The sequence below is a fragment of the Streptomyces sp. NPDC057445 genome, from assembly GCF_042802855.1.
Taxonomy (GTDB): domain Bacteria; phylum Actinomycetota; class Actinomycetes; order Streptomycetales; family Streptomycetaceae; genus Streptomyces.
The window spans coordinates 196,255-220,812 of sequence record NZ_JBHVDH010000009.1 but is presented as its reverse complement, the minus strand read 5'-3'; the positions used below and the strand labels follow the sequence as shown (position 1 = coordinate 220,812).

Here is a 24,558-nt window from a genome sequence, read left to right as displayed (position 1 = left end):
AGTGCTTTAGTTAGTAGGGTCCGTTTACGTTGTCGATGGACCCGTAACGCTTGGCTGCGTAATTGCAGGCAGCGGTGATGTTGGCGATCGGGTCGTATATGTCCCACGAGGTGCCGTCCACGTGGTATGCCCGAAATGTGGGGTCGATGACCTGCATGAGGCCCTTGGATGGAATGCCCGCCTTCGCGTTCGAGTCCCACAGGTTGATGGCGAACATGTCACCGCTCGACTCGCGCATCAGGTTCCGGCGGATCCCCTCGTGGCTCCCGGGGATTCCCTTGGCCTTCATGACCAGCAGGGCGTGGTCGATCCAGACGTCGATCCGCTGCGGGCTCGACGGCGCCGCCGCGGCGGGGGTGGGAAGGACCGCTGTGGCCGCCGCCAGCAGGCAGACCGCGGTGGCGGTGCCGCCGGCCAGATAGCCGGCGATCTTCGACTTCGTCCGCTTCGGGAGAATGGAAAGCCCCATGAGTCGCTCTTTCACGTGATTTTTCTGATGGTGATCCCATGCAAGGCGGTTCTTCCGGGAATAAGAATTTTTCCGCCGGGGTTTCCCAGGATCCGAGTAGGGGCCTTCTGTCACAAGTGTCTTTTTTGTGATTGCCGCCACAAGTGCGCTAAATGCGATGTGCCCGTTTTGCCGTTTTTATGCAATGGGGCCGGTGGTTGGGCCGAGCGGTGGGCGGGCGCTGGACGGCACGTCGCGTCGGGTGGCAGATGTGCGCGTGCCGTCGTCAACGGGAAGGCGCCGCAAAGGACTTGGCATGGCGCCAGTTCTTGGAGGAAGCGCGGCGCCTTCCACATGGGTGTCGTGTGGAAGGCGCCCTACGGGATCTGCCGGTGTACGGCCGACCGGGCGAGCCGGGACGGCCCGAGATCGTGCCGCCACCCGCCTGCCTCCCGGCGCCGACCCCAGGGCACGCGAGACCGGCAAGATCCGAACGAAAGACCCTAGTGCTTGGCCGCCTTGCCGAAGGTCAGTCCGGTGCCTGTGAGGTCCGCCCGTATGCCGGAGCGCTCCACCACGATGTCTCGCAGCCGCACGTCCCCAGTGGTCCTCGGCAGCTCGAAAGAGAGGGACAGCCGCTCTGACAGCTCCGGCGGCCGCAGCTTGAGCAGGGTGCCGATCAGGTTCGGGTCGATGCCCGCCTTCTCCAGCAGCCAAGGATGGTCGATGACGAGGTCGACGAGGTTGACCTTCATCAGCTGCTCGACGAAGCGCGGTGAGCCGGTGAGCCGGCTGAGCCGCTTCTCGCTCTTCAGGGCCCGATCGATCTGCGCGCGTGGAATGCCGAGCCGCTCCACCACGGCAGGCAGGGCGAGGAGTGCCTTGGCATGGGCGGCCTCCTGGCTGATCCGGCGCACTGCTTGCGGATGCAGCCGGAGCCCCGAGTGCGCGGGGTCCTTGCCGGGGCGATAGGTGAACAGGCCAGGGACGTCCAGACGCATGGCTTCCACGGTCGTGGACACCGCGCGGTCGCCGTCGCGGCGAAGGTGCGCCTGCGCCCTGAGGGTCACCGTGCGACCGGCCACGGGCAGCGATCCGGCGATCCGGATGCTTCCGCGTCCGGCGTTGGCGAACCGGACGTGGGAGGCGCCCAGTTCACGGCTGAGGTCGTCGAAGGAGAGAAGGACGTCGCCGTCCATGCGGTTGATCACCGCGCCCTGGATCGCGGTGGGCAGATCGCCGACGATCCGCACATCGGTCGCGGTGGCGTGCACTTCGGCCAGGGAGACCTTGTCGGCGGCGACGTCGGGGACCGTGACGTCGGCCCTGTCGATACGGCGGTCGAGCACCTGTGTCAGAAAGGGAAAGCCCTGGATGTCGACCTGCGGTCTGGCGGCGAGGTCCAGCGACTGCTGGATCCTGTCCTCGGCCTTTGTCTCCGCGTACGCAACGGCCAGACGGTCACCGGTCACGAAGAACGTAGCGGTGACGATCGCGGCGACGGTGAACTTGAGCGCGACGGGCAGTGCCGCGAGGCGGCTCTTGCCACGGTGCCGGGGCGGCGTCCAGTCGTCCGCCTCGTCGTCGTCCGACCGGATTCCGAGCCGTTCGAAGCCGGAGAAGCCGTCGTCGTCGTCGGCCGCCTCCGCGCCGTAGTCCGGTTCGGGGTCCGCCAGTTGAGCCAGTTCGTCGTACGGATTGTGTGCTTGCGTGGACATGCGTGTGGGGGGTCGCATCGGCTCATCCCATCACGATCACCATGGTCGAACGCAAGCCCGATCGGCACAACCGGATGAGATCTCGCTCGCACTGTGGCTTCGGGCGCCGGAAGGCCGTGCCCGCGGCCGTCCTGGGGAAGGCGGGCTCCGCCGCACCCGCTTCATCCAGATGTCGAGGCATCGGCCTCGGACACCGTCTCCGGTGTGAGTGCCTCGCGCTCCCGGTCCGTCAGCGGAGGGTGGCCGAGAAGCGGAAGTTGCGGGCCGCGCAGGGCGGCCAGCACGACATCCGGCCGCACGAGCGGGGCGACACCCTTCTGCAGCGTCATGACGTCGGTGAGCGCCTTGGCCACGCGGAAGGAGCCGATGGCGGTGAGCGTCAGGCGGTTGACGTAGCGTTGCAGCAGCCGGTCGAAGGCAGTGGGCTTTCGGCCCTTGGAGCCGGGGAAGTGCATGTCCTGTCCGGTGGCCAGCGTCCACGCGACGTCGGTGGGCCGGGCGACGGCCCGTTGTACCCTGCGCGCGAAGCCGGCGGATCGTACGTCCGACCGCTCCAGCTGATTGCGCAGCGCGAGAGCCCCGAGCGCCGCCACCGACATGCCGTGCCCGTACACGGGGTTGAGCGCGGCGACGGCGTCGCCGACGATGACGAACCCCTCAGGCGCCGCGGCGGGTTTCTCCCAGTACCGGCGACGATTGACCGTGCTCCGGCTGACGGCGACGTCGCCGAGGGGCTCGGCGCGCGACAGCACTTCGCCCACCAGGGGGTGGCGCAGGCCGAGGGCGAAGTCCACGAATTCCGACGTGTCACCGGTGGGCGCGCCGCCCCGTGTGCCGGACACGGCCACGAACCACCGGTCTCCTTCGATCGGGACGATCGTCGCGGCCTGTCCGGGCCGGCGCCGACGAGCGTCCGCCTGGATGTTGATGACCGGAGGGTGCTCGACGACCGCAGGCGCCTTGTAAAGCCTGCTGGCGTAGACGACACCGGCATCGATCTCCTCTTCCGGCGGGGCGGGCACACCCAGCCCGTGCAGCAACTGCGGTGCCCTGGAAGAGCGTCCGCAGGCGTCGACCACCAGATCCGCGGCCAGATGCCGCTCGGCGCCGTCCGGCAGGCGCACGATCACACCGTCCACCCGATGCGAGGTGCCGGTCAGCCGTTGTGGCTCTGTGCCGGTCAGGAGCCGTACCGCACTGCTCTTCAGTACCCGGTCACGTACGGTCCAGTCGAGCAGATCACGGCTGCACGCGATGAGGAAGTGGGACTCCTTGTGCCAGCGTCTGTACCAGCCGGCGGGGGAGTACGAGACCATTCCGGTCGGCAGCGGTATGCGGTGGGCCCCGGCTGCCAGCCAGGCGTCGGTCACGCCCGGCACGAGCGCTTCCATGGCACGGGCGCCGCCGGACCAAAGCATGTGGGCGTGCCTGGCCTGGGGAAGGCCCTTACGAGGAACCGGCCCGTCCGGCAGCTCATCGCGTTCGACGATGGTGACCTTGTCGACGTACGGAATGCAGGCGGCGGCGGCGAGCGTGCCGGCCAGGCCGCCTCCGATCACCACGGCATGTCGAGCCGGGCGCCGGATTCGGATGGAGGTCACCTGAGGCCTCTCCGAACCCGCACGTCGGACGAAGAGCCGTCCGAGCCGTCCCCGCCGGAGGAATGACGGCACTCGGCAGCCGAACTCCGTGCGCCAGTCCCTGACATGTTCCCCCTATCGAAGCGCGCACAAAGGTACCCACTTCGAACAGGGGACGTCCACCGCGCAAGGAGACAGTCCCGGGCAGACCGACCGCAGCTCCGCGGCCGTCCTCCCGCTCCCGCGCCGCCGCCGGTCACGCCGGCGGCGGCGCGGGCCCCCACAGTGGCCGGGTCAGCGGTAGGTGTAGAACCGCGTGTGGTCGAGCATGTCCTCGGGCGTGACGTCGTTCCACGGCTTCATCGTGTCGCGCAGGCCGATCACATTGCGCGGAGCCGTGGTCGGCACATAGCCGGAGGACGGATGCCGGCTCTGCCAGTCGGCCCACAGTTTGTCGATGAAGCAGTGGTGGAGCCAGAAGACGGGGTCGTTCGGCGAGGCTCCGGTGGTCATCTGTCCCCCGACCCAGACATGGACCCGGTTGTGCAGGTTCGGGCCCCGCCAGCCCTCGACGTTGTTGCGGAAGCCGCCGGAGCCGCTGTTCCAGGGGGACGCGTCGTACATGGGCATGGCCAGTACGGCATCGACCTCGGCCCTGGTGGGCAGTTCTCGGACGCCGACGCCCAGCGACCGCCGCAGGAACGTCCTTCCGTCGACGCGTATGTTCATGGGCCAGCTGCCGCTTCCGAAGGCGAACGGGCCGGAAGTGACCCGGCCGTCCCCGCTGCGCCCGTCGCCACCGAGGAAGTTGTCCGCCCACAGGGAACTGCGGGGCGTACGGTCGGCCGTCCAGTCCCAATAGGGAAGGGTGACAGAGGGGTTGACGCTCTGCAGTGCCTGTTCGAACTGCAGCAGGAAGCGGCGGTGCCAGGGGAGGAACGAGGGTGAGCGGTGTCCCGTCCGCTCGCCGTTGTCGGTGTCACTCATGATGAAGGCGTTGTGCGTGGTGATGAACTCGTCATAGCGGCCCTGACGCTTGAGCTCGAGGACGGCGTCGACGAAGTCACGCTTCTCGGTTGCGGTCAGCTCTGCTTGGTTCTTGCGGTCTGCCATGGCGACGATCCTTTTCGGTGGGGCGTGTCGAACGCGATGTCAGACGGTGACCGGCACGAGAGACGCACCGCGCAGCTCCCGAACGGCGGCACGCGCGGCGTCACGCGGCGTGTGGTGCGTCTCGTAGTGGTTGATGACGCTGATCCAGGTGCCGTCCGTGTTCTGCATCACGTGCAGATCGTCGTCGTCCACGCGCACGACGAACTCCACCGGGCCGTGGCCGTCGTCCGCGGGGCGGCTCCTGGGGCCGCCGTGAGCGCTGTGGCCGCCATGGCCTTCGTGGTCCTCGGTCGCGGGCCAGCCCTCGATGTGGCGGCCGAGGTACATCTCGTCGAAAGCCGCGGGCACCTCTGCCCCTCGCGTGGCGGCCTGGTGTGCCGTACCGGACCGGGGCGTACGCGAGCCACGGGGCGTGCCGGATCGCGACGCGGTCGCAGCGGCGACGGCAGCCGGGCCGGCCAGCGCGACACCGGCCAGAGCGAGTGTGGTCCCTCGCACCATGTCGCGGCGGGTGAGACGTTGCACGGTCTGCTCCTCTCGTCGTTCCGCCGCGAGGTTCGGAAGACCCGCGCGGCAGGATCGTTTCTTCGTGAGGCGGGACGTGAACCGTCCCGTGCCGCCACATGCTGGCAGTCGTGAACGGGCCGAGAGAGGGTGCCGGGGTCAGATGGTCATGAACGAGACAATGGCCGACGGAAAGTGCACTGTTCAACGGCGGAGATCTTCTCCCGCCACTCCCTGACGGACCGAGCACGCCGGAAACTCGGCCCACCATGACGCTTGCATCCGTAAATTCTTCGGCTGTCGCTGTCGGAGATGTGCCGCGCATGGGCCGACAACTCGACGAGAATGCACGGGCCGTGCGCGCTTCTCGGGGTAGGCGCCGTAGTTTCGGCTGTCGTCGTCCACCGGGCAGGAGCGGCACCGGGTGGGCGCGGGCCCCGACGACCGTACGCCGGCTCAGCGGTCGATCCGGGGCCGGCCACCCCCTCCGGTCGGCAACGTCCGCCGCGGCCGACGCGCGGCGGGGCTTCCGGCAGTGCCGGGGAGACCCGGCCGGGCCGCCTGTGAGCGATCTCCAGGCGAGCCGGCGGGCCCGGAGGCTGTTTTCAGGATTCCCGGACGGGTTCGAGCAGGTTCCGCCGCAGAGTGGCTGTCAGATCGTCGTCCACCCCAAGGATTTCGGCAGCGTAGTGGCGCACCGACCCGTGCTGTTGCTCCAAGGCAGCGAGAAACAGCCGCATGACGTCGGTGGGTGCGCGGCCGTATCCGGGCCACGACGGCACCTGACCCGCGTGGTCGGCCCGCCAGTCGGCGAGAAGACGTTCGGTGGCGAGCTCGGTGAGGCTGAAGTCCTCGACGATGTCGGACTCGGCGACTCCCAGGAGCCCCAGGACGAGTGCCGCCAGCTGGCCGGTGCGGTCCTTGCCGGAAGCGCAATGGAACACCACAGGGCCGTCGTGGGACGCGGCAATCACATCGAGGGCCTGACGCAGTTCCTTGGCACCGTCGTGAGCGACTTCCATGTACCGCTCGGCGAGGAACGGCCCGGTCTCCACCTCTGGTCCGAGGCCCGGCTGGTCGTAGGGGCGGTGCTCGATGCTCAGGTTGTGGTAGGCGAACGACGGGTGCTCGCGGATGCGGCCTTTGGCGTCGATCTCCCAGGGATGGCGCAAGTCGATGACTGTGCGAATGCCCAGGGTGAGGAACCGGTCCCAGTCCTCGCCCCGGAGCTTGCCCAGCGAGTCGGAACGGAACAGCCGCCCCCACCGCACCGCGTGGCTGTCGCCGGTCCGATACCCGCCCAGATCACGGAAGTTGTGCAGCCGCGAGAAAGTCATATGTCTGCTCACAGCGCCGGATCCTATGTTCCGTCGTCCCGTGGACATGGCAAAGCCGGACACGGGGTTCGTCGGGCAGGCGAAAGTGGGCGGCACCTCGCGGGCGAAGTCGTCCTCGGTGCGGCTCTCGTCGACGCCGAAGGTCCGAAGCCCGTGTGCCGCCCCGACGACGGACCTCGTCGTCCCACACCGTGAAGAGGCCACGCGGCCACGGCACCCAGGGACTTTCGTTTCGGATCAGGCCGGATCGGCCGCCAGGGCACGCGAGCCCGGCACGATCCGAACGAGAGAGCCTAGACTCTGGCCTCATGGACTGGTCGGGAAAGGTCTGGGGCGCAACCGCGTCGGAGCGCGAGGCTGTCCACCCCTGCGACCGGCTCGTCCCCGTCAAGGCCGAGCGCTGGACACGTGCCGTGGACGTCACGGCTCCGGACTGGCTCGTCTTCCGCTGGATCCGGCAACTGACCGTCGCCCCGTACAGCTACGACTGGATCGACTTCCGCGGCCGCAAGAGCCCGGAAGCCCTCATCGAGGACCTGCCGCCTCTGGCCGCCGGACAGCAGTTCCTCCCGTTCACGATCAGCGGCTTCGAGAACAACCGGCACATCACCGGCCGGCTCCCGGCCCGAAGCGCCGACCGGTACGGGCAGATGGCGGTGACCTACGCCGTGCAGCCGCGCTCCGGCGGCTGCCGCCTGGTGGTGAGGGTCACGGCCGAGTCCGGGACCGGCCTGCGCCACAGACTGCGGCGCAGGCTTCTCGCATGGGGTGATCTGATCATGATGCGCAAGCAACTGCTCACCCTCAAGAAACTTGCCGAACGAGACGCCAGGAGCGGCACCGCGGATCCCGGCCCTGCCTGAATGGGCCGGTCCAACCCTGTCCGCCCGGAGCGTCAGCGGCCGCCCTGGGCCTCGTCGTAGCGGTCCCGCGCCGACAGCACCTCGGCCATGCGCCCCTCGACGGTGTGGATGAGCGCGAGCAGCCGCGCCGCCACGTCCCGCCCCAGGGGGGTGAGTTCGTAGTCGACGCGGGGCGGGTTCCCCGGCTGTGCCTCGCGGTGCACGAGTCCGTCGCGTTCCAGGGCGTGCAATGTCTGGGACAGCATCTTCTCGCTCACGCCGTCGACCCTGCGGCGCAGTTCGTTGAAGCGGAAGGTGCCTTCGTACAGGGCTCCGAGGGTCAGGCCGCCCCAGCGCCCGGTGACGTGCTCCAGCGTCCCTCGGGAGGGGCAGGCCTTGGAGAACACGTCGAAGGCGAGGTCGTCGTCCCGCAGGGTGCTGTCCATGCCGCCATCATAACCTGAGCGCAGCGCTAACCTCAGGATTGCGCTTTCCGGAAGTTAGTGCTTTCCTTTCGTTTGTCGCCGCCAGCAGGGCGGCAACCGCGACCCCCCTACTGGCACCCACGAGGAGCACTCACGTGACCACGCCTGTCGTTTCGATCGCCTACCACTCCGGATACGGCCACACCGCCGTCATCGCCGAGGCCGTCAGGGCCGGTGCCGCCCTCGGTGGCGCCGACGTCCACCTGATCAAGGTCGACGAGATCACCGACGCCGAATGGGAGCTGCTCGACGGCTCCGACGCGATCGTCTTCGGCTCGCCCACCTACATGGGCACCGCCTCCGGCGCCTTCCACGTATTCGCCGAGGCCAGCTCCAAGCGCTGGTTCTCCGACGCTTGGCACGGCAAGCTCGCCGCCGGTTTCAGCAACTCGGCTTCCAAGAGCGGCGACAAGCTCCACACCCTGCAGTTCTTCCAGATCCTCGCCGCCCAGCACGGTATGCACTGGGTCAACCTCGGCCTCAAGCCGGGCTGGAACTCCACCGAGGGCACCGAGAACGACCTCAACCGTCTCGGCTTCTTCGTGGGCGCCGCCGCCCAGACCAACGCCGACGAGGGCGTCGAAGGCGTCCACAAGGCGGACATAGCCACCGCTGAGCACCTCGGCCGACGCGTCGCCGAGACCGCGAAGGTCTTCGCCGCCGGCCGCACCGCGGTCGCTGCCGCCTGACCCCGCCTGTCCGGCTCGCCCCTGTGGGCGGGTCATCGATGGGCCAGGCCCCGGCGCCGTGGAGGTGCCGGGGCCCCTGCCCCACGCCCGTCGCAGCACTCAAGCTGCCGCAGCGCCGACGACCTGTGCCGGTACCTCACAGAACGCGTGGCCTCGCTCGATGCCGTCCAGCCCATCGGGACGGCACCCGTCATCCGCACGCTCAAAGCCGCGGGGGCCTGCATCCCGGCGCGCGCTGACCGTCGGTCCGTACGGTCCTTTCAGCGCCGCAGGGCCCACTTCTGCACGGATTCCAGCGGCCCATGGGAGAACCGTCGCAGCCACAGCGTGGAGCCCACCATCAGGATGGTGCAGACCGCCGCCCACAGCCCCATCACCCACCACGGCCGGGCCGTCTCCCCGAGCCGGTCCGCGAGGCCGAGGCCGATGCCGTACGAGACCAGTACGCACAGCACGTTCTGCAGCACGTAGCCCGACAGAGCCGTCCGGCCGACAGAGGTGACCCCGGTCATGAACGCGCCGGGGCGCGGTATCCGGTCCACCACGGCTCCGATCAGACCGATGTAGCCGACCGCGGTCAGCGGCGCGGCGCAGTACCTGCTCAGCAGGAAGTAGTCCTCACCCGCGAGGGCGATGACAGCGGTCAGAGGCACCCCGAGGCCCAGGCCCCAGCCGAGCATCCGGGCGCGGATCCGCCGGCCCGTCTCGTCGGAGCCGAACGCACCGGCCCGGAACAGCCGCACACCGAGAAGGAAAAGGAAGACCAGAAGTCCGAAGGAGAGCACGGGCTCCAGCCGCAAGGCGACGGCGTTCTCCAGCCGGAAGGAGATCTGGTCCAGGTAGCTGCCGTGCGCGTACAGGTCGACGACCTGACGCGAGACGCCGCTGCCGCCTTCCTTTCCGCCCGCCTCATCGCCGTTGATCGCGACCAGCGCCGTCGTCAGCACACCCATCAGCGAGATGTGCAGGCCGGCCGCCCACCACATCACCCGGCGCCGCGCCCGGTCGGAGCGGGTCAGCAGCCAGGCGACGAGCATGGCGGTGACCGCGTAGCCCATGAGGACGTCCCAGGCGAAGACGAGGACGAAGTGCAGCGTGCCCTCGGCGAAGAGGAACAGGGCCCGTCGGCGATAGCGGCCGGGCCAGGGTTGTCCGCGCCGGGCGGCGGAGTCGAACTGGATCGCCAGGCCGACGCCGAACAGGATCGTCAGCATCGACAGGAACTTGCCGTCGGCAAGCAGGCGGAACAGGCTCTCGGCAGCCGCAGGCAGGGACCCGAAGGCCGATCCGCCGGTGCCGTTCTGCAGGATTCCCCACTCCGCCCCCGGGCCGGTGAAGACCCACACATTGGTCATCAGCGTGCCCAGGATCGCGGTCCCGCGTAACACGTCGAGCAGGGCCAGCCGACTGCCTGCGGCACCGGAGGTCACGGTCGGACTGGTCAGGGTCTTGGTCATGGACCTATCGTCTGCCCGGCTGCGCCGGCATTCCTCGTAGGCGCAGACGAACGTTTGCTACATCGAAGGATGTACACGTCCGTCAGGTGCCCACCTCCCTGAGTCGCAGACGGGCCGGCCCGCGGCCCCCCTCCGGGTCCGGCCCCCATGGGCCGTCTCCACCCGCGCCGGTCACGGCACTTGGGCCACTCGCCCGGCCGCTCGGCGAAGTGCCCCGAAGAGCCGCAGCTTTCCGGGGCACTCGACGAAAGGGCGCTCGCGGCTACTTGACGTTGACCGCCGCCCAGGCGGCGGCGACGGTCTTCGCCTCCGTACCGTCCGCGCCGTACAGGTCGTTGGCCGCCTTCAGGGTCGCCTCACGAGCCGCCTTGTAGTCGGTCGTGGAGGTCATGTACGCGGTGAGGGCCTTGTACCAGATCTTGTAGGCCTTCTCCCGGCCGATCCCGGTGACGGTCGAACCGTCCGAGGTCGGGGAGTCGTACTCGACGCCGTTGATCGTCTTCTTGCCGCTGCCTTCGGCCAGCAGATAGAAGAAGTGGTTGGCGATGCCGGAGGAGTGGTGGACATCGACATCGCCCGCGCCTTCCTTCCAGGCGTCCAGCGATTTGCCGTCCCTGCTGGGCTTGTCCATGTAGCGCAGCGGGGTACCGTCTCCGCGGATGTCGATCTTTTCGCCGATGAGATAGTCGCCGACGTCTTCCTTGTTGTCGGCGAAGAACTCGACCGACGTGCCGAAGATGTCGCTGGTCGCCTCGTTGAGCCCACCCGACTCACCGCTGTACTCCAGGTTGGCGGTGTGCGAGGTCAGACCGTGGCTCATCTCGTGGCCGGCCACGTCGATCTCGGTGAGGGCCTTCTTGTTGCCCTCTCCGTCGCCGTAGGTCATGCAGAAGCAGTTGTCGTCCCAGAAGGCGTTGACGTACCCGTCGCCGTAGTGGACCCGCGAGTAGGCGGCCTTGCCGTCCCCCGCGATGCCGTTGCGTCCCAGCTCGGCCTTGTAGAAGTCCCAGGTCACGGCCGCGCCGTAGTGGGCGTCGACGGCAGCGGTCTGCCGGTCGGAGTTGCTGCCGTCGCCCCACTTGTCGTCGGCGTCCGTCAGGAGCTCTCCGGTGCCGCTCTGGCCCTGGGCCAGGTCGTACGTCTTGTGGCCGCCGCGCTCGCCGTCGGTGAGCTCGAAACCGGAACCGCCCTTGGCTGTGGAGAGGGGGACCTCGCCGCTGTACCGGCTCGTTCCGGTACCGGTCTCGATGGCCTCGTACTGGTGGAGCTTCTTACCGGTGGTGGCGTCGGTGATGATGTGGAGTCTGCTGGGCGTGCCGTCCTTCTGGACACCGGACCTGACGGTCTCGAAGGCGAGCACGGGCTTGCCCTTGCCGGCCCAGATCACCTTGCGGGCGCCGGCCGCGGCCTTGCGTGCAGTGTCGGTGGTCGCCACCTGTATCCGGGCGTCGTTGGCCTTGTCCACGCCCTTGAGCTTGCCGTTCTTCGCGGTGTGCGTGACGAGGTCGCCGCCGAGGACCGGCAGCCCGGCATAGGTGCGCTCGTAGCGCGTGTGCACGGTGCCGTCGGCGTCCTTGACGACGTCACGGACGACCAACTTCTCCTCGTCGCCGAGCCCGAGCTGTTCGGCCGCCGCGGCGGACCGCTCCTGAGCGGCCTTGACGGCTGCGGCACGCTCGGACGTACGCGGCGCCGGTGTCGGGCCGTCGGCGCGGTCGGGAACCGCCGTCGCGGAGCCTGTCTGTACGCCGACGACGACCATGGCGGCGGCGGCCACGAGGGCAGCGGCACGCCGGGTGTTCTTGTGGGGGGTCATGCGATCTCCATCGCTTGTCCTGTGGGGGGTTGACCGCAAATGAGCGTGCCACCGAACGAGCGAAATTGACGGAGTGCTAACAATTGCCTCACAAGTTCTTGACCAGCTCTTGTCCGTCTGGGGTGCTTCTCTGTCCGATATCCGACACTCTTTGACATCTTGTCAGTTTGCTTTGTGTGCAACCAAGTTGAGCGCAAACCTCATCGGACGAGGGCGCCACAGTGGCCCCGAGCGGGACGGTTCTGAGGAACGCCCATGGACTGAACCGATGCTGGGAGCGGCGCATACGCCCGCGCGGGGAGGTGACGGAGACTCGTAGGAGTGTGCTCGCCGACAATGCGTCTTCGGCCCGCGGCAGTTGGGTCGTCGAGACCGTCAGTATGTGAACTGAACCGGAATGGTCGCAGGCGCGCCGCGCTCAGCCGTCCAGCGCCGGTCTCGTGGTGAACGGATCAGTCCCACCTCATCCGGCCCGGCCCGGGCCGTCGCGGCGATCACTCCGGCGCATCGGCAGCGAGGAAGGGGGCGAGCAGTGAAGTCAGTGCGTCGGGGCGGTCGAGCGGGATGATGTGGCCGCAGTCCTGGATCACGTGTCCGACGAGATGGTCGGCAACGGGACGGAGTTGGCGTTCGAGTGCGGCGCCGACGGGGTGGGCGCCGACCGCCATGGTGGGCACCGTCAGCCGATCCGCCGCGACGGCGTCCTGGATCTGTGTCGCGCTGGTGGACAGCGCCCGGTAGTAGGAGAAGGCGCAACGCAGGGCCTCCCTTCCCGTGTAGGCGTGGACGAAGGCCGTACGGATGTCTGCGGGGATTCCTCGTCCGAGGGTCCCGGAATCGAGGAACCAGTCGATGTACCTGGCCTCGTGGCCGGTCAGTACGGACTCGGCGAGGCCGGGCACGGCATGGAAGCCGAACCACCACGGAGCTCCACCGGCGGCGAAGGGCTCGGCTCCTGGCAGTCGCCCCAGCAGCCCCTCCATGACGACCAGGCGCCGGACGAGGTCGGGACGGCGCATGGCGAGCAGGAAGGCGGGCGCCGTGCCCGCGTCGATGCCGACCACGGCTGCGGAGCTCTCGCCGAGAGCGCTCAGCAGATCTTCGGCGTCGGTGGCGAGTGTGGCGGCGTCGTAGCCGTCCGCGGCCCGTTGGCTCGCACCGAAGCCCCTCAGATCGGGGGCGATGAACCGGTACTGCCCGGCGAGCCGGCTCATGACGCCGCTCCACAGCCGCCACGTGTGCGGGAATCCATGAAGCAGCAGGACGGCAGGCCCTTCTCCCGTGCTGGCGACATTGAGCCGCACGCCGTTCGAGATCACCTGACGGAGGTCGATTCGCGGAGGTCGGCGAAGGTCTGCAGCGGGGCTTCCGATGGTGGCCACGAGATCTCCCAGGTTGTTACCGTTGGTGACAACAAAACGATAGGTAACCTTCATGAGCGCTTCCAAGACCGCACTTTCACGACAGGTGGTGAGTTCCAGGTGACCTCCCGTGGAGCGGGGACCCACAGGGCGCCGGCCGAGGGCGCGGCACGTACCGGCGAAGGGGGACGGACCGAGGAAGGGGGGCGGGGTGATCTCTTCGATCCGCAGTGCCCGACCCGGCAGTTGCTGGACCGCATCGGCACGAAGTGGACGTCCATGGCCGTCAAGACGCTCGCCGATGCCGCCCCGGACGAGGTGCGCTTCGCCGAGTTGCAGCGCCGGATGCCCGGCGTCTCGCAGAAAATGCTGTCGGTGACGCTGCGAAGTCTGACTCGCGACGGCCTGGTGTCGCGTCGGGTGGAGCCGACGGTGCCGCCACGTGTCTTCTACCGCCTCACCGACCTGGGGCTTTCCCTCGAAGCCCCGCTCGCTGCGCTGAGAGCCTGGGCGGAGGAGCACATGGCCGAGATCGACCGCGCCAACGAAACCGCCGATGGGGACGGTGCCTGACCACGCAGCCGAGCGTGCGCCCGACGTCCGACCTGACAGCCGACTGCCGTCCTGAGCCGACGGCGCCCCCGCCCGGATTGGCGGCGTCGGTGGGGATTCAGATGGATTCAGATGGATTCAGATAAGGATCCGAGGAAATCCCCGTCGTGAAAACAATCACATAGTGCCCGCATATGGTCGATTTTGCGTAACTATTTGGTGCGAATTCATGTAAACCGGGCCGCTTCGGCGACCCCAAGCGCCCGTCCGGTCGGTCCGGCGCCACAGGGAGAGATATGGGACGCGCACCCCGCATCACGGGCATCCGGCGGGTCGCCCTGCCCGTTGCAGGAGGGGCTGTCGTGCTCGGGCTGGGTGGCCTGTACACCGCCGGGCTCGCGGCCGACGACATCGCCGAAGGCACTCGGGTGCGCGGGGTCGACATCGGCGGGACGAGCCGGGCGGAGGCGCAGCGGCTTCTGGACCGGGAGCTGGGACCGGCCTTCGCCGCACCGGTGGCGATGAAGATCGGTGACCGCATCGAGAAGGCCGATCCCCGCACGCTCGGGATGTCCCTCGACACCGCCGCGACCGCCGACCGTGCCGCGAGTGAGGGATCCGGGCCGGTCACGGTGATCGGCAGACTCTTCGCCTCCCACGGTCGGGACGTCGAGCCGGTGATACGCGTGGACGAGCAGAAGGCCCGCGCCGCGATCGACCGCATCGGTGAGGGCGCCGAGCAGCATGTCCGCGACGGGACGATAACGTTCGAGAACGGCCGGGCGAAGGCCGTGGCTCCGGTCACCGGCGTCACCTTGGTCGCGGACCAGGCACTGAACACCGTTCGCGAGGCCTACCTCCGCACGGCAGGCGCCGGTCCGGTCGTCATGCCGGTGAAGCAGACGAAGCCGCGCATCGGCCCGCAGGAGACCGAGCGGGCCATGACGGAGTTCGCCCGGCCCGCGGTGTCCGGCCCCGTCACGCTCACCATCGCCGGCAAACACCTCTCCATCGCCCCCTCCACGCTCGGCAGACATCTGACGATGAAGGCCGACGACCACAACCGGCTGGGGCCGGCCCTCGACTCCCACGGCCTGCTCGTCGACCCGGCTGTCTCCGGTCCGCTGCGGGAAGCGGCCCCGGACGCTCGGGACGCCGAGTTCCGGCTCGACGGCGGCGACCGCGTCGTGGTGGCACGGGAGGCCCGCGTGGGGCGACAGGTCACCGACAAGGCACTCGGCGATGCCGTCCTGCCTCTGCTGACCCGCTCCGGAGCGGGTCGGACCGGAGAGATCGTCACGGGCGCCGTCCAGCCGAAGCTCACGAGCGCGTCTGCCCAGCGTCTCGGCATCGAGGAGAAGGTCTCCTCCTTCACGGTCGCCTTCCCGGCCGCGCCCTACCGCAGCACCAACATCGGCCGCGCTGTGGAGCTCATCAACGGCTCGCTCGTCCTTCCCGGCCAGGAATGGAGCTTCAACCGTACGGTCGGTGAGCGCACCAAGGAGAACGGCTTCGTCGACGGCATCATGATCAACAATGGTCAGTACGTGAAATCGCCCGGCGGCGGCGTATCCGCCGTTGCGACCACCATGTTCAACGCGATGTTCTTCGCGGGCGTCAGGCCCCTGGAACACGGTGCTCACTCCTTCTACATCGAGCGCTATCCAGCGGGACGCGAAGCCACGGTCGCGTGGGGAACCCTCGACCTGCGCTGGACCAACGACTCCGGCCACGCCCTCTACATCCAGGCGGAATCCACCGACACCTCGGTGACCATCACCTTCCTGGGCACGAAGAAGTACGACGAGATACGAGCGACCCAGGGGCCGCGCACCAACGTCGAGCCGCCGGGTACGCGCACGGGCAGCGGCCCGGAGTGCGAGGTCCAGACCCCGCTCGAAGGATTCGACGTCGCCGTCGGCCGCGTCTTCGTGCAGGACGGCCGCGAGGTCAAGCGAGAAGACTTCAAGACCCACTACACGCCGCGCGACAAGGTCACGTGCACCCCCGAGAAGCCGGCACCCGCACCGGCGGCGGACCGCTCGGACGCACAGCCTGCGGCGGCAGCGGGCGACGGCGTCCGCGCCGGCTGAATCCGGCGCTCCGGCGCGCGGCATGCTCCGCCCCGGAAGCCCGGCATCGCCGGGACGACCGCCGGCGGCGCCGCTGCCTGACTGCCGGACGTGGTGCGTGAGTTACGGCGGCGACCGCAGCAGCTAGTCGCCATGCGGACTGCATGACGGCGGACCCTGCTCGGCGTTGCCCTGCACCCGCGCATGCAGATGCATGTCATGCCAACCGTCTGCGTGCCGGAACGCGCTGCGCCGCGTGCCCTCCCATGCGAAGCCTGAACGGGAGGCCACTCTGCACGAGGCTTGGTCGTCGACAGAATGCATGAGCTCGAGGCGATGGAAGCCGACCGTGGCGAAAGCCCAGCCGGTCAGCGTCGTGAGCGCCCGAGAGGCGACATGTGCTCCTCGCGCGTGCGGAAGGACCCAGTACGTGCACTCGGCAGTTCCGTGCAGGAAGTCCATTCCTCGCAGAGATTTCGGCCCAGTGCCTCGCCGTCGCCCCCACGAGTGACGAGCCACTGTCCGGCCCGCTCCTGCTGCCAGTACCGGGTGAAGTCGGCGACCCACTCGAGGGCTTCCTCCGCCGACTCGACGTGCCACATGTGCCAGTGCCGAATGGCCGGGTCCTGGAAGGCGGTCTGCAGAACGCCGGCATCCTTCTCCTCCCAGGGTCGAAGCACCAGCTCACCGTCCTGGGAAGGGAGCGAGGGCTGCACGGAGCACGAGAGGCTTCCGGCAGGGACGGCGGGCAGGATCGCGTGGGGCATGGTGCCATCATCGCGGCAGCTCGTACGGGCGGCCAGAGCCCGGTGACATCCCGGGGGCCTGTCCGTTCGAGCAGTTCGATGTTCCGGAGAGGCAGACCTCGCACAGCCACCGTCGAAACCGAACGGCACGCGACACACACGCCGGTTCGACGGCCAGAAGGGGCTTTCAGGTTGTGGTGAGGTTCTGTTCGGCCCAGATCGTCTTGCCGATGGGGTGGTGGCGTGTGCCCCAGCGGTGGGCGAGTTGGGCGACGAGGAGGAGGCCCCGTCCTCCTTCGTCGTAGGTGCGGGCACGCCTGAGGTGGGGGGCGGTGTTGCTGGAGTCGAAGACCTCGCTGGTGAGGGTGGTGTCGTGGTGGATGAGCCGAAGGTGGATCGGGGGTTTGCCGTACCGGATCGCATTGGTGACCAGTTCGCTGACCACGAGTTCGGTGGTGAACGCGGCGTCGCTGAGTCCCCATGCCCCCAGTTGGTCGGTGGCGTGCCGGCGGGCCTGCGCGACGACGGAGGGGTCGGGTTCCAGGTCCCAGGCGGCGACCCGGTCGGAGTGCAGGGCCCGGGTGCGGGCGATGAGGAGGGCGATGTCGTCATCGGGGCGGTGGGTGAGGAGAGTGGTGAGGACGTGGTCGCAGACCGTCTCCAAGGAAGGGGCGGGCCGGGCGAGGGCGGTGAAGAGTTTGTCGAGCGTTTCGTCGATGTCGTGGTCGCGCGTTTCGAGAAGCCCGTCGGTGTAGAGGGCGAGGATGCTGCCCTCGGGAAGTTCGGCGTCGGTGGTTTCGAAGGGCAGGCCGCCGAGGCCCAGGGGCGGGCCGGGTGGGACGTCGAGGAAGTAGACGTCCCGGTCGGGAGTGACGACCGCTGGTGGGGGGTGTCCGGCACGGGCAAGGGTGCAGTGGCGGGTGACGGGGTCGTAGACGGCGTACAGGCAGGTGGTACCGATGCCGGCGGCGCCTTCGGAGGCGGCGTCGGTGTCGTCGTCGGCGGAGAGGTGGATGACGAGATCGTCGAGGTGGGTGAGGAGTTCGTCGGGGGAGAGGTCCACGTCGGCGAGGGTGCGTACGGCGGTGCGGAGGCGGCCCATGGTGGCGGAGGCGCGGATGCCGTGGCCCACGACATCGCCGACGACGAGGGCGACGCGTGCGCCGGACAGGGGAATGACGTCGTACCAGTCGCCGCCGACGCCGGCGCGGGTGCCGGCGGGCAGATAGCGGGAGGCGATCTCGAGTGCCGCCTGGTCGGGAAGGGAGTGGGGGAGCAGACTGCGCTGCAGGGTCATGGTGGTGGTGCGTGCGCGGTTGGTACGGCGGGCGTTGTGGATGCTGACGGCGGCCTGGGTGGTGAGTTCCTGGGCCAGTTGCAGATCGTCGGGCCCGAAAGGCTGTGACTGCTGATGGCGGGTGAACACGGCTGTCCCGAGGGTGGTGCCGCGGGCGCGGATGGGGACCACCATCATTGAGTGCGTGCCGAGTTGGCGGATCCAGGCGGCCTGTGGGTCCTCTGCGGTCCACCGGGCGAGGGTGGGGTCTGTCATCCGGTACAGAGCACTGCGGCCCTGGGCGAGGGCCAGGGCGGGGGGTGAGAGCGGAGGGCAGGTGACTGTCCCTCCTGCCTCGGTGAGGGACTCGGGAGTCGTTCCGGAGGTCGACCGAACCGCGGTGCGGCGCAGGGTGAGCCGGCCTGCGGTCGGAGCCGGGGCGTTGCTGTCCTGCGGGGTCTCGAGCAGGTCCACGGCCACGACGTCGGCGAGCCGGGGAACGGCGGCTTCGGCCAGCTCCTGAGCGGTACGACTGATGTCGGCGGTGCTGCCGATGCGGGTGCTGGTTTCGTTGAGCAGGAGCATCTGTTGCCGCGCGGGCGACTCCTGAGGCCTGTGGTGAGCCGTGAGGCAAACGGCGCGCACTTTGCCTTCGGGGTCGGTGAGCGGGGTGAGAGAGGCGGGCCAGCCGTGCTCGCGGTTGAAGCCTGCGGGGTGGAGGCAGGCCTGCATGTACTGCGTCTCACCGGTTTCCAGTGCCCGGCGCATCAGCTGCTCGGTCTCCTCGCTCAGGGCGTGGGGTGCGATCTCCGGCAGCTGCAGGCCGCGCATCCGCGCCTCGGTGAGGGTGAGCGCGCCCTCCATGCCGGTGTTCGCCCGCACCAGTCGCAGGTCGGTGTCGAAGATCGCCTGGATGCACGGGGACTGGGTGAACGTCCATTCCGGCAGCGCCTGGTCCAGAGGGGGGCCTGGCGGGCCCGCGACCGCGCACACCACAAGCCACTCGGTGGTCCCGCTGTCCGGGGTGCGGGGGTGCGCGAGCAGCGACAGCCGGAGCAGGCGGCCGTCGCGGTGCCGCAGTGCCAGCGTGCCGCTCCATCGTTGGTGCCCGGCGGCCGCCTGCCGCGTCACCTGGTCACCGGCGGGGGCGGTGCCGCTACCGGTGTCGGCGAGGAGACGCGCTGCCGGTGCGCCCACCACCTCGGCCGGCGGGTAGCCGAGCAGCTGCCGGGCGCCCTCGCTCCACGTGATGACGACGCCCCGCTCATCGATGACGGCCGTGGCTGTGCAGGCCGGCCCCGGAAGACGGGCGTCCGTCTCGTCCGGCCGGTCACCAGGGGAGGGAGGTTGCCACTCCGTCGGGTTCGGCCGCTCACCGGGAGGGGTGGGAAGTCGCTCCATCGCCGCTCATCTCGCCCTCGCTCGTTCCTTGACTCAGCCGTCCCCGCGGGGGCTGCACGGCCAGGGCTTCATGTGACAAGCATGATCCTGCGGCGCACGGAGCACCAACGCAGTGCGGGTGGCAGGCGGGAACCCTCCTGGGGCGCTCGTCTGCGCAGCCGTGGAGGATCCGTGTGCGGCCATGGAGAGGTCGGTGCCCCCGGCATGCGGGACCGGCACCCGGCACCGGGCGCACCGGGCGTACCGGGCCCACCGCACTCCCGCGACGCAGGGGTACTGGATGGCTCAACTCCGTAGCGGACTCGCAGGCACCGGCGCCCGGTCCGCCGAAGCGGTGGCAGGGCGCCGGTGCCGGTTCACCTGGTCGAGGACGGGCGGATGTTCTGGTTGAGCCGGAACAGATTGGTGGGGTCGTACTCGTCCTTCACCCGCACGAGCCGGTCGTGCACCCCTCGCGGATAGGAGGCGCGCACCTTGTCCTCGGCGGCGTCACCGGTGAAGTTGACGTACGTCGCACCGTTGCCGTGGCGCGCCATCTCTTCCCGTGCCTCGCGTGCCCACGCGGCGTGCTCCTCGAACCCGGTCGGCTCGGGGGCGCGCGCGACCACGTTGCACAGGACGCCCGCGTCGCGCTGGCTGAAGGCGGTTGCGTCAGCGGGGACGCGGCTGAAGGCGCCACCGAGCTGATGCAGGTGCAGTTCGCTGGCGGGTGTCGGAGTGGTGAGGTGCCGTTGTGTCACCGCGTCGATCGCCGCGTCGGACGCGTCGATGAATGCCGAGGTGAAATAGTTGTATGCGCCACTCGTCCAGAGCGGGTCGAGAAGTGACTGCATGGCCACGTAGGGCATCGGGCCCATGACGTCGGCGATAGGGGTGCCGAGCGTGCGCAGCGGGCGGACCGCCGCCTCCGCGGCGTCCGCGGAACCGCTGTGCATCCCGGCGATGACCACGATCCGGGTGCCGTGCACCTCTTCCGGCAGGAACGGCAGCGGGGGTGCCGTTGTCAGGTTGACCAGCGTCGTCAGCTCGTCGGGCATCCCGGCGATCTGGTCACGCCAACCCTTGATCACCTGTTGTGCCTCGTCGAGCGGGTAGAAGATCAGGCCCGCGAGCACCTGCGGCCCCACCGGGTGCAGCTCGTACTCGAACGATGTGACGACACCGAAGTTGCCACCCCCGCCGCGCAGTGCCCAGAACAGGTCAGGGTTCTCGTCCGCACTCGCGTGCACGAACCGGCCGTCCGCGGTGACGATGTCGGCCGCGACCAGATTGTCGCTCGCCAGACCGTGCCGGCGCACCAGCCAGCCCAGGCCCCCGCCCAGGGTGAAGCCGGCGATGCCGGTCGTCGAGACCAGGCCGCCGGGCGTGGCAAGACCGAACGCCTGTGTCTCGCGGTCGAGGTCCGCCCATGTCAGTCCGGGCTGCGCGACGGCCCGGCGCCGTACGGGGTCGACCCACGCCCCCTTCATGGCGGACAGGTCGATGACGATGCCGCCGTCGCAGGTGGAGAACCCGGCGATGCTGTGGGCACCGCCGCGCACGGCGACCCGCAGGTCCTGGCTGCGGGCGAACTCGACTGCCCGCATCACGTCGGCGGTTCCGGCGCAGCGCACCACCAGGGCCGGTTTGCGGTCGTGGGCGGCGTTCCAGATCGTCCTGGCTTCCTCGTACGACGCGTCGCCCGGGCGCACCACCGTGCCGCGCAGTTCCGCCTCCAGCTCACCGATCGTGGCTTCTCCGAGGACACTGTTTGCCGTCTCGGTCGACATCGTCGGCCTCCTTGATGCGTGGGATGTGTTCTGACACCAAGGAAGGTAGGAAATGCCGCTTAGCATCCGATTAGCGTCGGGTTTGCGTCCGTGAGGCGATGCGGCGCAGGTGTCCCAGACCTCGTGCATCGCCGTGCCGTGTGAAGAGGCCCGACGCCCTGGCCGTGGCCGTGTCGGCGCCGGCGCGATCGTGGGCCTCCTCCGCCAGCCGGGACAGCATGACCGCCACCCAGCCCGTGGCCCAGGACGAACCGGCCACATTCTCGAGCCCCAGGGCGCGGGTGAGCAGTGCCCGGGCCGTGCCGGAGTCGCCCGCCGCCCGGGCGACGAGTCCGAGATGGAGCAGGCAGTTCATCGTGCCCGGGATGTCGCCCGTCTCCTCGAACCCGGCGCGGGCACGGACGACCGCCGCCCGTGCGCCCTCGATGTCGCCGACGGTCATGTCCAGCATGCCGATGTTGCCGAGCGTGATCCCCACCTCGCGGCGGTCCCCGAGCCGGTGCCTGATCAGCAGGCCGGCCTCGAGGTAGGCCCGCGCCTTCTCGTATTCGCGGTGCGTGCGACAGATGTTCCCGAGGGTGTTGAGGGCCAGCGACTCCCCGAGTGGGTCACCGAGTGCGCGGAAGCAGTCGAGGCTCTGCTCGGCCGTTGCTGCGGCTTCGTCCACATCGCCGCCCAGCCGGGTGGCCCGGGCAAGGTTGGACAGCGCGTACCCGCGAGCCTGCGTGGCTCCGACGAGCCCGCCGACGAGCACGGTCTCCTCGAAGAACAGCGTCGTCCTTCCGTAGGCGTCCTCCTCGATCGCGTAGCCGGGAGTCATGACCGGGAAGAAGGGCCGCGTCCCGCCGTCCAGATCCGCGAGCAGCCGCAGGGACGTCAGGAAGGCATCCCGGGCCGCTACTCCCTCACTGAGGCAGACGGCCCAGATTCCGCGCAGATGCGCGGCGGCGGCAAGAACCGGCAGTTCCCCGTCCGCGAGCACGCACGCCTCGTCGAGTGCTGCCCGCGCCGCGTCCCAGGTACCGCGCATCCAGAGCAGAATCGCCTGTTGGTAACAGGCGTACGCCAGGGCCGCACGGTCCCCTCGCGCCCGGTGGATCGCCACGATCTCCGCCCCGATGGACTCCAGCCGGGAGCCGTCTCCGAGCCGTACCGCGAGCACACCCTGACCGACCAGTGCGCGGGCCCGCAGGGGAGTCGGTGCCGGAGCGGCGGTGAGGGCGTCGTCAAGGCGCCGCCGCCCCTCGGCGAGGTGCCCGCGCTGCACCCAGAACCGCCGCAACGCGACAGCCAGCCGCAATGCGCCTTCCGGGTCGCTCTCAAGGGCCGAACGCATTGCGGCGCGCAGGTTGTCGTGGTCGGCTTCCAGCAGGAGCGACGTCCCGCTCGCCCCGTTGACACCTGCCTCCGGGTCGCAGGATTCGGCGAGTGCGCAGTAGAAGGCGCGGTGCATGCTCTCCGTCCGCGCCAGCTCCCCCGACTCCCTCAGCCGTTCCCGCGCGTACTGCCGGATGGTTTCCAGCAGCCGGTAGCGCGTCTCGTCCCCGCGGGGCTCCACGAGCACGAGCGACTTGTCCACCAGCCGCCCGAGCAGGTCCAGCACCGACATGGGGTCGATGCCACCGGCGCACACCTCCTCCACCGCGGCCAGGGAGAAGCCGCCGGCGAAGACGGCGAGCCTTCGGAAGAGCAGACGTTCGTCGGGGTCGAGCAGCTGGTGACTCCATCGCAAGGTCGCGAGCAGCGTCTGCTGCCGGGTCACCGTGTGCCTGCTGCCCTGCCCGAGCAGGGTGAGCGCGTCATCGAGCCGCTCGGCGATCTGTCGCGGTGCGAGCAGGGGTACGCGCGCGGCCGCGAGCTCCAGGGCCAGGGGCATCCCGTCGAGCCGGAAGCAGATCTGTGCGACGGCGGCCGCGTTCTCCGGGGTGAGCCCGAAATGCGGTGCGGCCTCCGTGGCCCGCTCCACGAACAGTCGCACGGAGGCGAAACGGCCGAGCTCGGCCGTCGGCGGCAGCCTGAGCACGTCCGGCAGCCCGAGCGAAGGCACCCTCCAGGTGCGTTCGCCGTATGCATGGAGCGTCTCCCGGCTGGTGGCCAGCACGACGACGCCTGGACAGTGGGCCAGAACGTCCGCGACCAGGGCGGCGCACGCCTCGATCAGGTGCTCGCAGTTGTCGAGGACGAGCAGCAGTTCCCGCCCCGCGAGCTGAGCGACCAGCGCCGACTGCGTTCTGTCGCCCGGCGGGAGCTGGATGTCGAGCACCGCCGCGACCGCATCCGGAACGAACCTGGGGTCCGTGAACGCGGCGAGGTCGACGAACCACACACCGTCGCGGACGACGTCGATCTGCCGGGACGCGACGGCCAGCGCGAGCCGGGTCTTGCCGCAGCCGCCGGGCCCGGTGAGCGTCAGCAGTCGGCTTCGCGCGAGCAGTTCCTCCACCTCGGGGATCTCTCGTTCGCGGCCGATGAACGTGGTCATCTGCACGGGCAGGTTGTGCCGCCGCGGGGACTCGGGAGAAGGCTCGGCAGTTTCCTCGACGGAACCCACCAGCAGCGTCCGGTAGAGCTCGCGGGTCTGCGGGTCCGGGTCGGATCCGGCGTCGTCCCGGAGCGCGTCGCGCAACTGCTCGTACACCGCCAGCGCGTCGCGCCGCCGGCCGGAAGCCGCGAGGACCCGCATCAGCGCCCGGTGGCCCGCTTCATGCAGTGGGTCCTCGGATATCAGGACCCGCAGCACCTCGACCGCCTCGACGGTGCTGTCCTCCTGCTCGAGAGCCTCGGCCAGGCCCAGTCTCAGCCGGCTGCGGCGCACTCCGAGAGCACTGCGCGTCTCCTGTGTCCAGGGCTCAAAGGTGTCCTCGGGCAACAGTTCACGCTCGGCCAGGGCGAGCGCCGCGCGGTAGTCCCCCGGCCTGCCCTCGGCCGCTGCCCGTCGCGCTGTCCCGTCCAGCTCGTCGAGGTCGATGCGCACACCCCCGTCCGGGGCGAGCACGACCATGTCGTCGCGGAGGACTACGACGTCGCCGGGCGTCCCGGCAGTGGCCAGCGCCCGCCGGACGGCGTGCAGCACCTGGTGCATGTTGTTGGAGGCCGCCGCCGCGTCCAGGTCGGGCCACAGCAGATCGCACAACCGCTCACGGTGGAGCCTGTGGCCCGGCGCCAGGGCGAGCAGCTTCAGTACGCTCCTGGCCTTGCGCAGCCGCCACGCCCCGGCAGCCACGTCGCGGTCCGCGACGGCGACGTGGAAGCCGCCGAGCAGTCCGATACGCACCTCGTCGGCCATGTCCGCCCCATGCGGCTGAGGGGTGAGGGAATCCGTCGGTGGGCCTTGCTCGTGTGCCGGAGCACGGGCTGGACCGGCTCCGCGTGACCCTAGGCATCACCGTCGC

17 protein-coding genes and 1 pseudogene are annotated in these 24,558 nt (G+C 69.4%); 4 read left to right on the top strand and 14 right to left on the bottom strand.

Going from position 1 to position 24,558, the window contains the following annotated elements:
* Positions 1 to 10: 10 nt before the first annotated feature.
* The 6 genes from ACFU5O_RS21165 to ACFU5O_RS21140 form a co-directional block, all read right to left on the bottom strand.
* A complete protein-coding gene (locus tag ACFU5O_RS21165; protein WP_384242615.1) occupies positions 11 to 469 on the bottom strand; it encodes a transglycosylase SLT domain-containing protein in 459 nt (152 codons plus the stop codon).
* Between the two features lie 482 nt (positions 470 to 951).
* Complete coding sequence (locus ACFU5O_RS21160) at positions 952 to 2,166, bottom strand: DUF2993 domain-containing protein (protein ID WP_384242613.1); 1,215 nt, start codon at positions 2,164 to 2,166, stop codon at positions 952 to 954.
* 161 nt (positions 2,167 to 2,327) lie between these two features.
* A complete protein-coding gene (locus ACFU5O_RS21155; RefSeq protein WP_384242610.1) occupies positions 2,328 to 3,767 on the bottom strand; it encodes an NAD(P)/FAD-dependent oxidoreductase in 1,440 nt (479 codons plus the stop codon).
* Between the two features lie 273 nt (positions 3,768 to 4,040).
* Positions 4,041 to 4,859: a tyrosinase family protein gene (locus ACFU5O_RS21150; RefSeq protein ID WP_384242608.1), complete on the bottom strand. Its 819-nt coding sequence runs from the start codon at positions 4,857 to 4,859 to the stop codon at positions 4,041 to 4,043.
* Positions 4,860 to 4,898: 39 nt separating this feature from the next.
* Positions 4,899 to 5,384, bottom strand: a complete 486-nt coding sequence (locus ACFU5O_RS21145) for a tyrosinase family oxidase copper chaperone (RefSeq protein ID WP_384242606.1) — start codon at positions 5,382 to 5,384, stop codon at positions 4,899 to 4,901.
* 584 nt (positions 5,385 to 5,968) lie between these two features.
* The gene (locus ACFU5O_RS21140) at positions 5,969 to 6,712 is read right to left on the bottom strand and encodes a tyrosine-protein phosphatase (RefSeq protein WP_384242603.1); all 744 of its coding nucleotides are present in this window, start codon (positions 6,710 to 6,712) and stop codon (positions 5,969 to 5,971) included.
* Positions 6,713 to 7,008: 296 nt separating this feature from the next.
* Here ACFU5O_RS21140 and ACFU5O_RS21135 point away from each other — a divergent pair, with 296 nt between their 5' ends.
* Positions 7,009 to 7,563, top strand: a complete 555-nt coding sequence (locus ACFU5O_RS21135) for a hypothetical protein (RefSeq protein ID WP_384242601.1) — start codon at positions 7,009 to 7,011, stop codon at positions 7,561 to 7,563.
* 32 nt (positions 7,564 to 7,595) lie between these two features.
* Here ACFU5O_RS21135 and ACFU5O_RS21130 read toward each other — a convergent pair whose 3' ends face one another.
* Positions 7,596 to 7,988, bottom strand: a complete 393-nt coding sequence (locus ACFU5O_RS21130; RefSeq protein WP_384242599.1) for a winged helix-turn-helix transcriptional regulator — start codon at positions 7,986 to 7,988, stop codon at positions 7,596 to 7,598.
* Between the two features lie 134 nt (positions 7,989 to 8,122).
* Here ACFU5O_RS21130 and ACFU5O_RS21125 point away from each other — a divergent pair, with 134 nt between their 5' ends.
* Complete coding sequence (locus tag ACFU5O_RS21125; RefSeq protein ID WP_384242597.1) at positions 8,123 to 8,716, top strand: flavodoxin family protein; 594 nt, start codon at positions 8,123 to 8,125, stop codon at positions 8,714 to 8,716.
* Between the two features lie 260 nt (positions 8,717 to 8,976).
* Here ACFU5O_RS21125 and ACFU5O_RS21120 read toward each other — a convergent pair whose 3' ends face one another.
* The 3 genes from ACFU5O_RS21120 to ACFU5O_RS21110 all read right to left on the bottom strand — a co-directional run bounded on the left by ACFU5O_RS21120 (position 8,977) and on the right by ACFU5O_RS21110 (position 13,362).
* On the bottom strand, positions 8,977 to 10,173 hold the full coding sequence (locus tag ACFU5O_RS21120) for a DUF418 domain-containing protein (RefSeq protein ID WP_384242595.1): 1,197 nt from the start codon (positions 10,171 to 10,173) through the stop codon (positions 8,977 to 8,979).
* Positions 10,174 to 10,435: 262 nt separating this feature from the next.
* Positions 10,436 to 11,989 carry a M4 family metallopeptidase gene (locus ACFU5O_RS21115; protein ID WP_384242592.1) on the bottom strand — a complete coding sequence of 518 codons (1,554 nt, stop codon included), beginning with the start codon at positions 11,987 to 11,989 and terminating at the stop codon, positions 10,436 to 10,438.
* A gap of 494 nt (positions 11,990 to 12,483) precedes the next feature.
* Positions 12,484 to 13,362 carry an alpha/beta fold hydrolase gene (locus ACFU5O_RS21110; protein ID WP_384242797.1) on the bottom strand — a complete coding sequence of 293 codons (879 nt, stop codon included), beginning with the start codon at positions 13,360 to 13,362 and terminating at the stop codon, positions 12,484 to 12,486.
* Between the two features lie 234 nt (positions 13,363 to 13,596).
* Here ACFU5O_RS21110 and ACFU5O_RS21105 point away from each other — a divergent pair, with 234 nt between their 5' ends.
* Positions 13,597 to 13,923: a winged helix-turn-helix transcriptional regulator gene (locus tag ACFU5O_RS21105; RefSeq protein ID WP_384242590.1), complete on the top strand. Its 327-nt coding sequence runs from the start codon at positions 13,597 to 13,599 to the stop codon at positions 13,921 to 13,923.
* Positions 13,924 to 14,198: 275 nt separating this feature from the next.
* The gene (locus tag ACFU5O_RS21100; RefSeq protein WP_384242587.1) at positions 14,199 to 15,995 is read left to right on the top strand and encodes a VanW family protein; all 1,797 of its coding nucleotides are present in this window, start codon (positions 14,199 to 14,201) and stop codon (positions 15,993 to 15,995) included.
* Positions 15,996 to 16,118: 123 nt separating this feature from the next.
* Here ACFU5O_RS21100 and ACFU5O_RS21095 read toward each other — a convergent pair.
* The 4 genes and pseudogenes from ACFU5O_RS21095 to ACFU5O_RS21080 all read right to left on the bottom strand — a co-directional run bounded on the left by ACFU5O_RS21095 (position 16,119) and on the right by ACFU5O_RS21080 (position 24,452).
* A pseudogene (locus tag ACFU5O_RS21095) lies at positions 16,119 to 16,741 on the bottom strand (GNAT family N-acetyltransferase).
* Between the two features lie 166 nt (positions 16,742 to 16,907).
* Positions 16,908 to 19,397 carry a SpoIIE family protein phosphatase gene (locus ACFU5O_RS21090; protein ID WP_384242585.1) on the bottom strand — a complete coding sequence of 830 codons (2,490 nt, stop codon included), beginning with the start codon at positions 19,395 to 19,397 and terminating at the stop codon, positions 16,908 to 16,910.
* A gap of 356 nt (positions 19,398 to 19,753) precedes the next feature.
* Positions 19,754 to 21,166 carry an FAD-binding oxidoreductase gene (locus ACFU5O_RS21085; RefSeq protein ID WP_384242583.1) on the bottom strand — a complete coding sequence of 471 codons (1,413 nt, stop codon included), beginning with the start codon at positions 21,164 to 21,166 and terminating at the stop codon, positions 19,754 to 19,756.
* 70 nt (positions 21,167 to 21,236) lie between these two features.
* Positions 21,237 to 24,452: a BTAD domain-containing putative transcriptional regulator gene (locus ACFU5O_RS21080; protein WP_384242580.1), complete on the bottom strand. Its 3,216-nt coding sequence runs from the start codon at positions 24,450 to 24,452 to the stop codon at positions 21,237 to 21,239.
* Positions 24,453 to 24,558 lie beyond the last annotated feature (106 nt).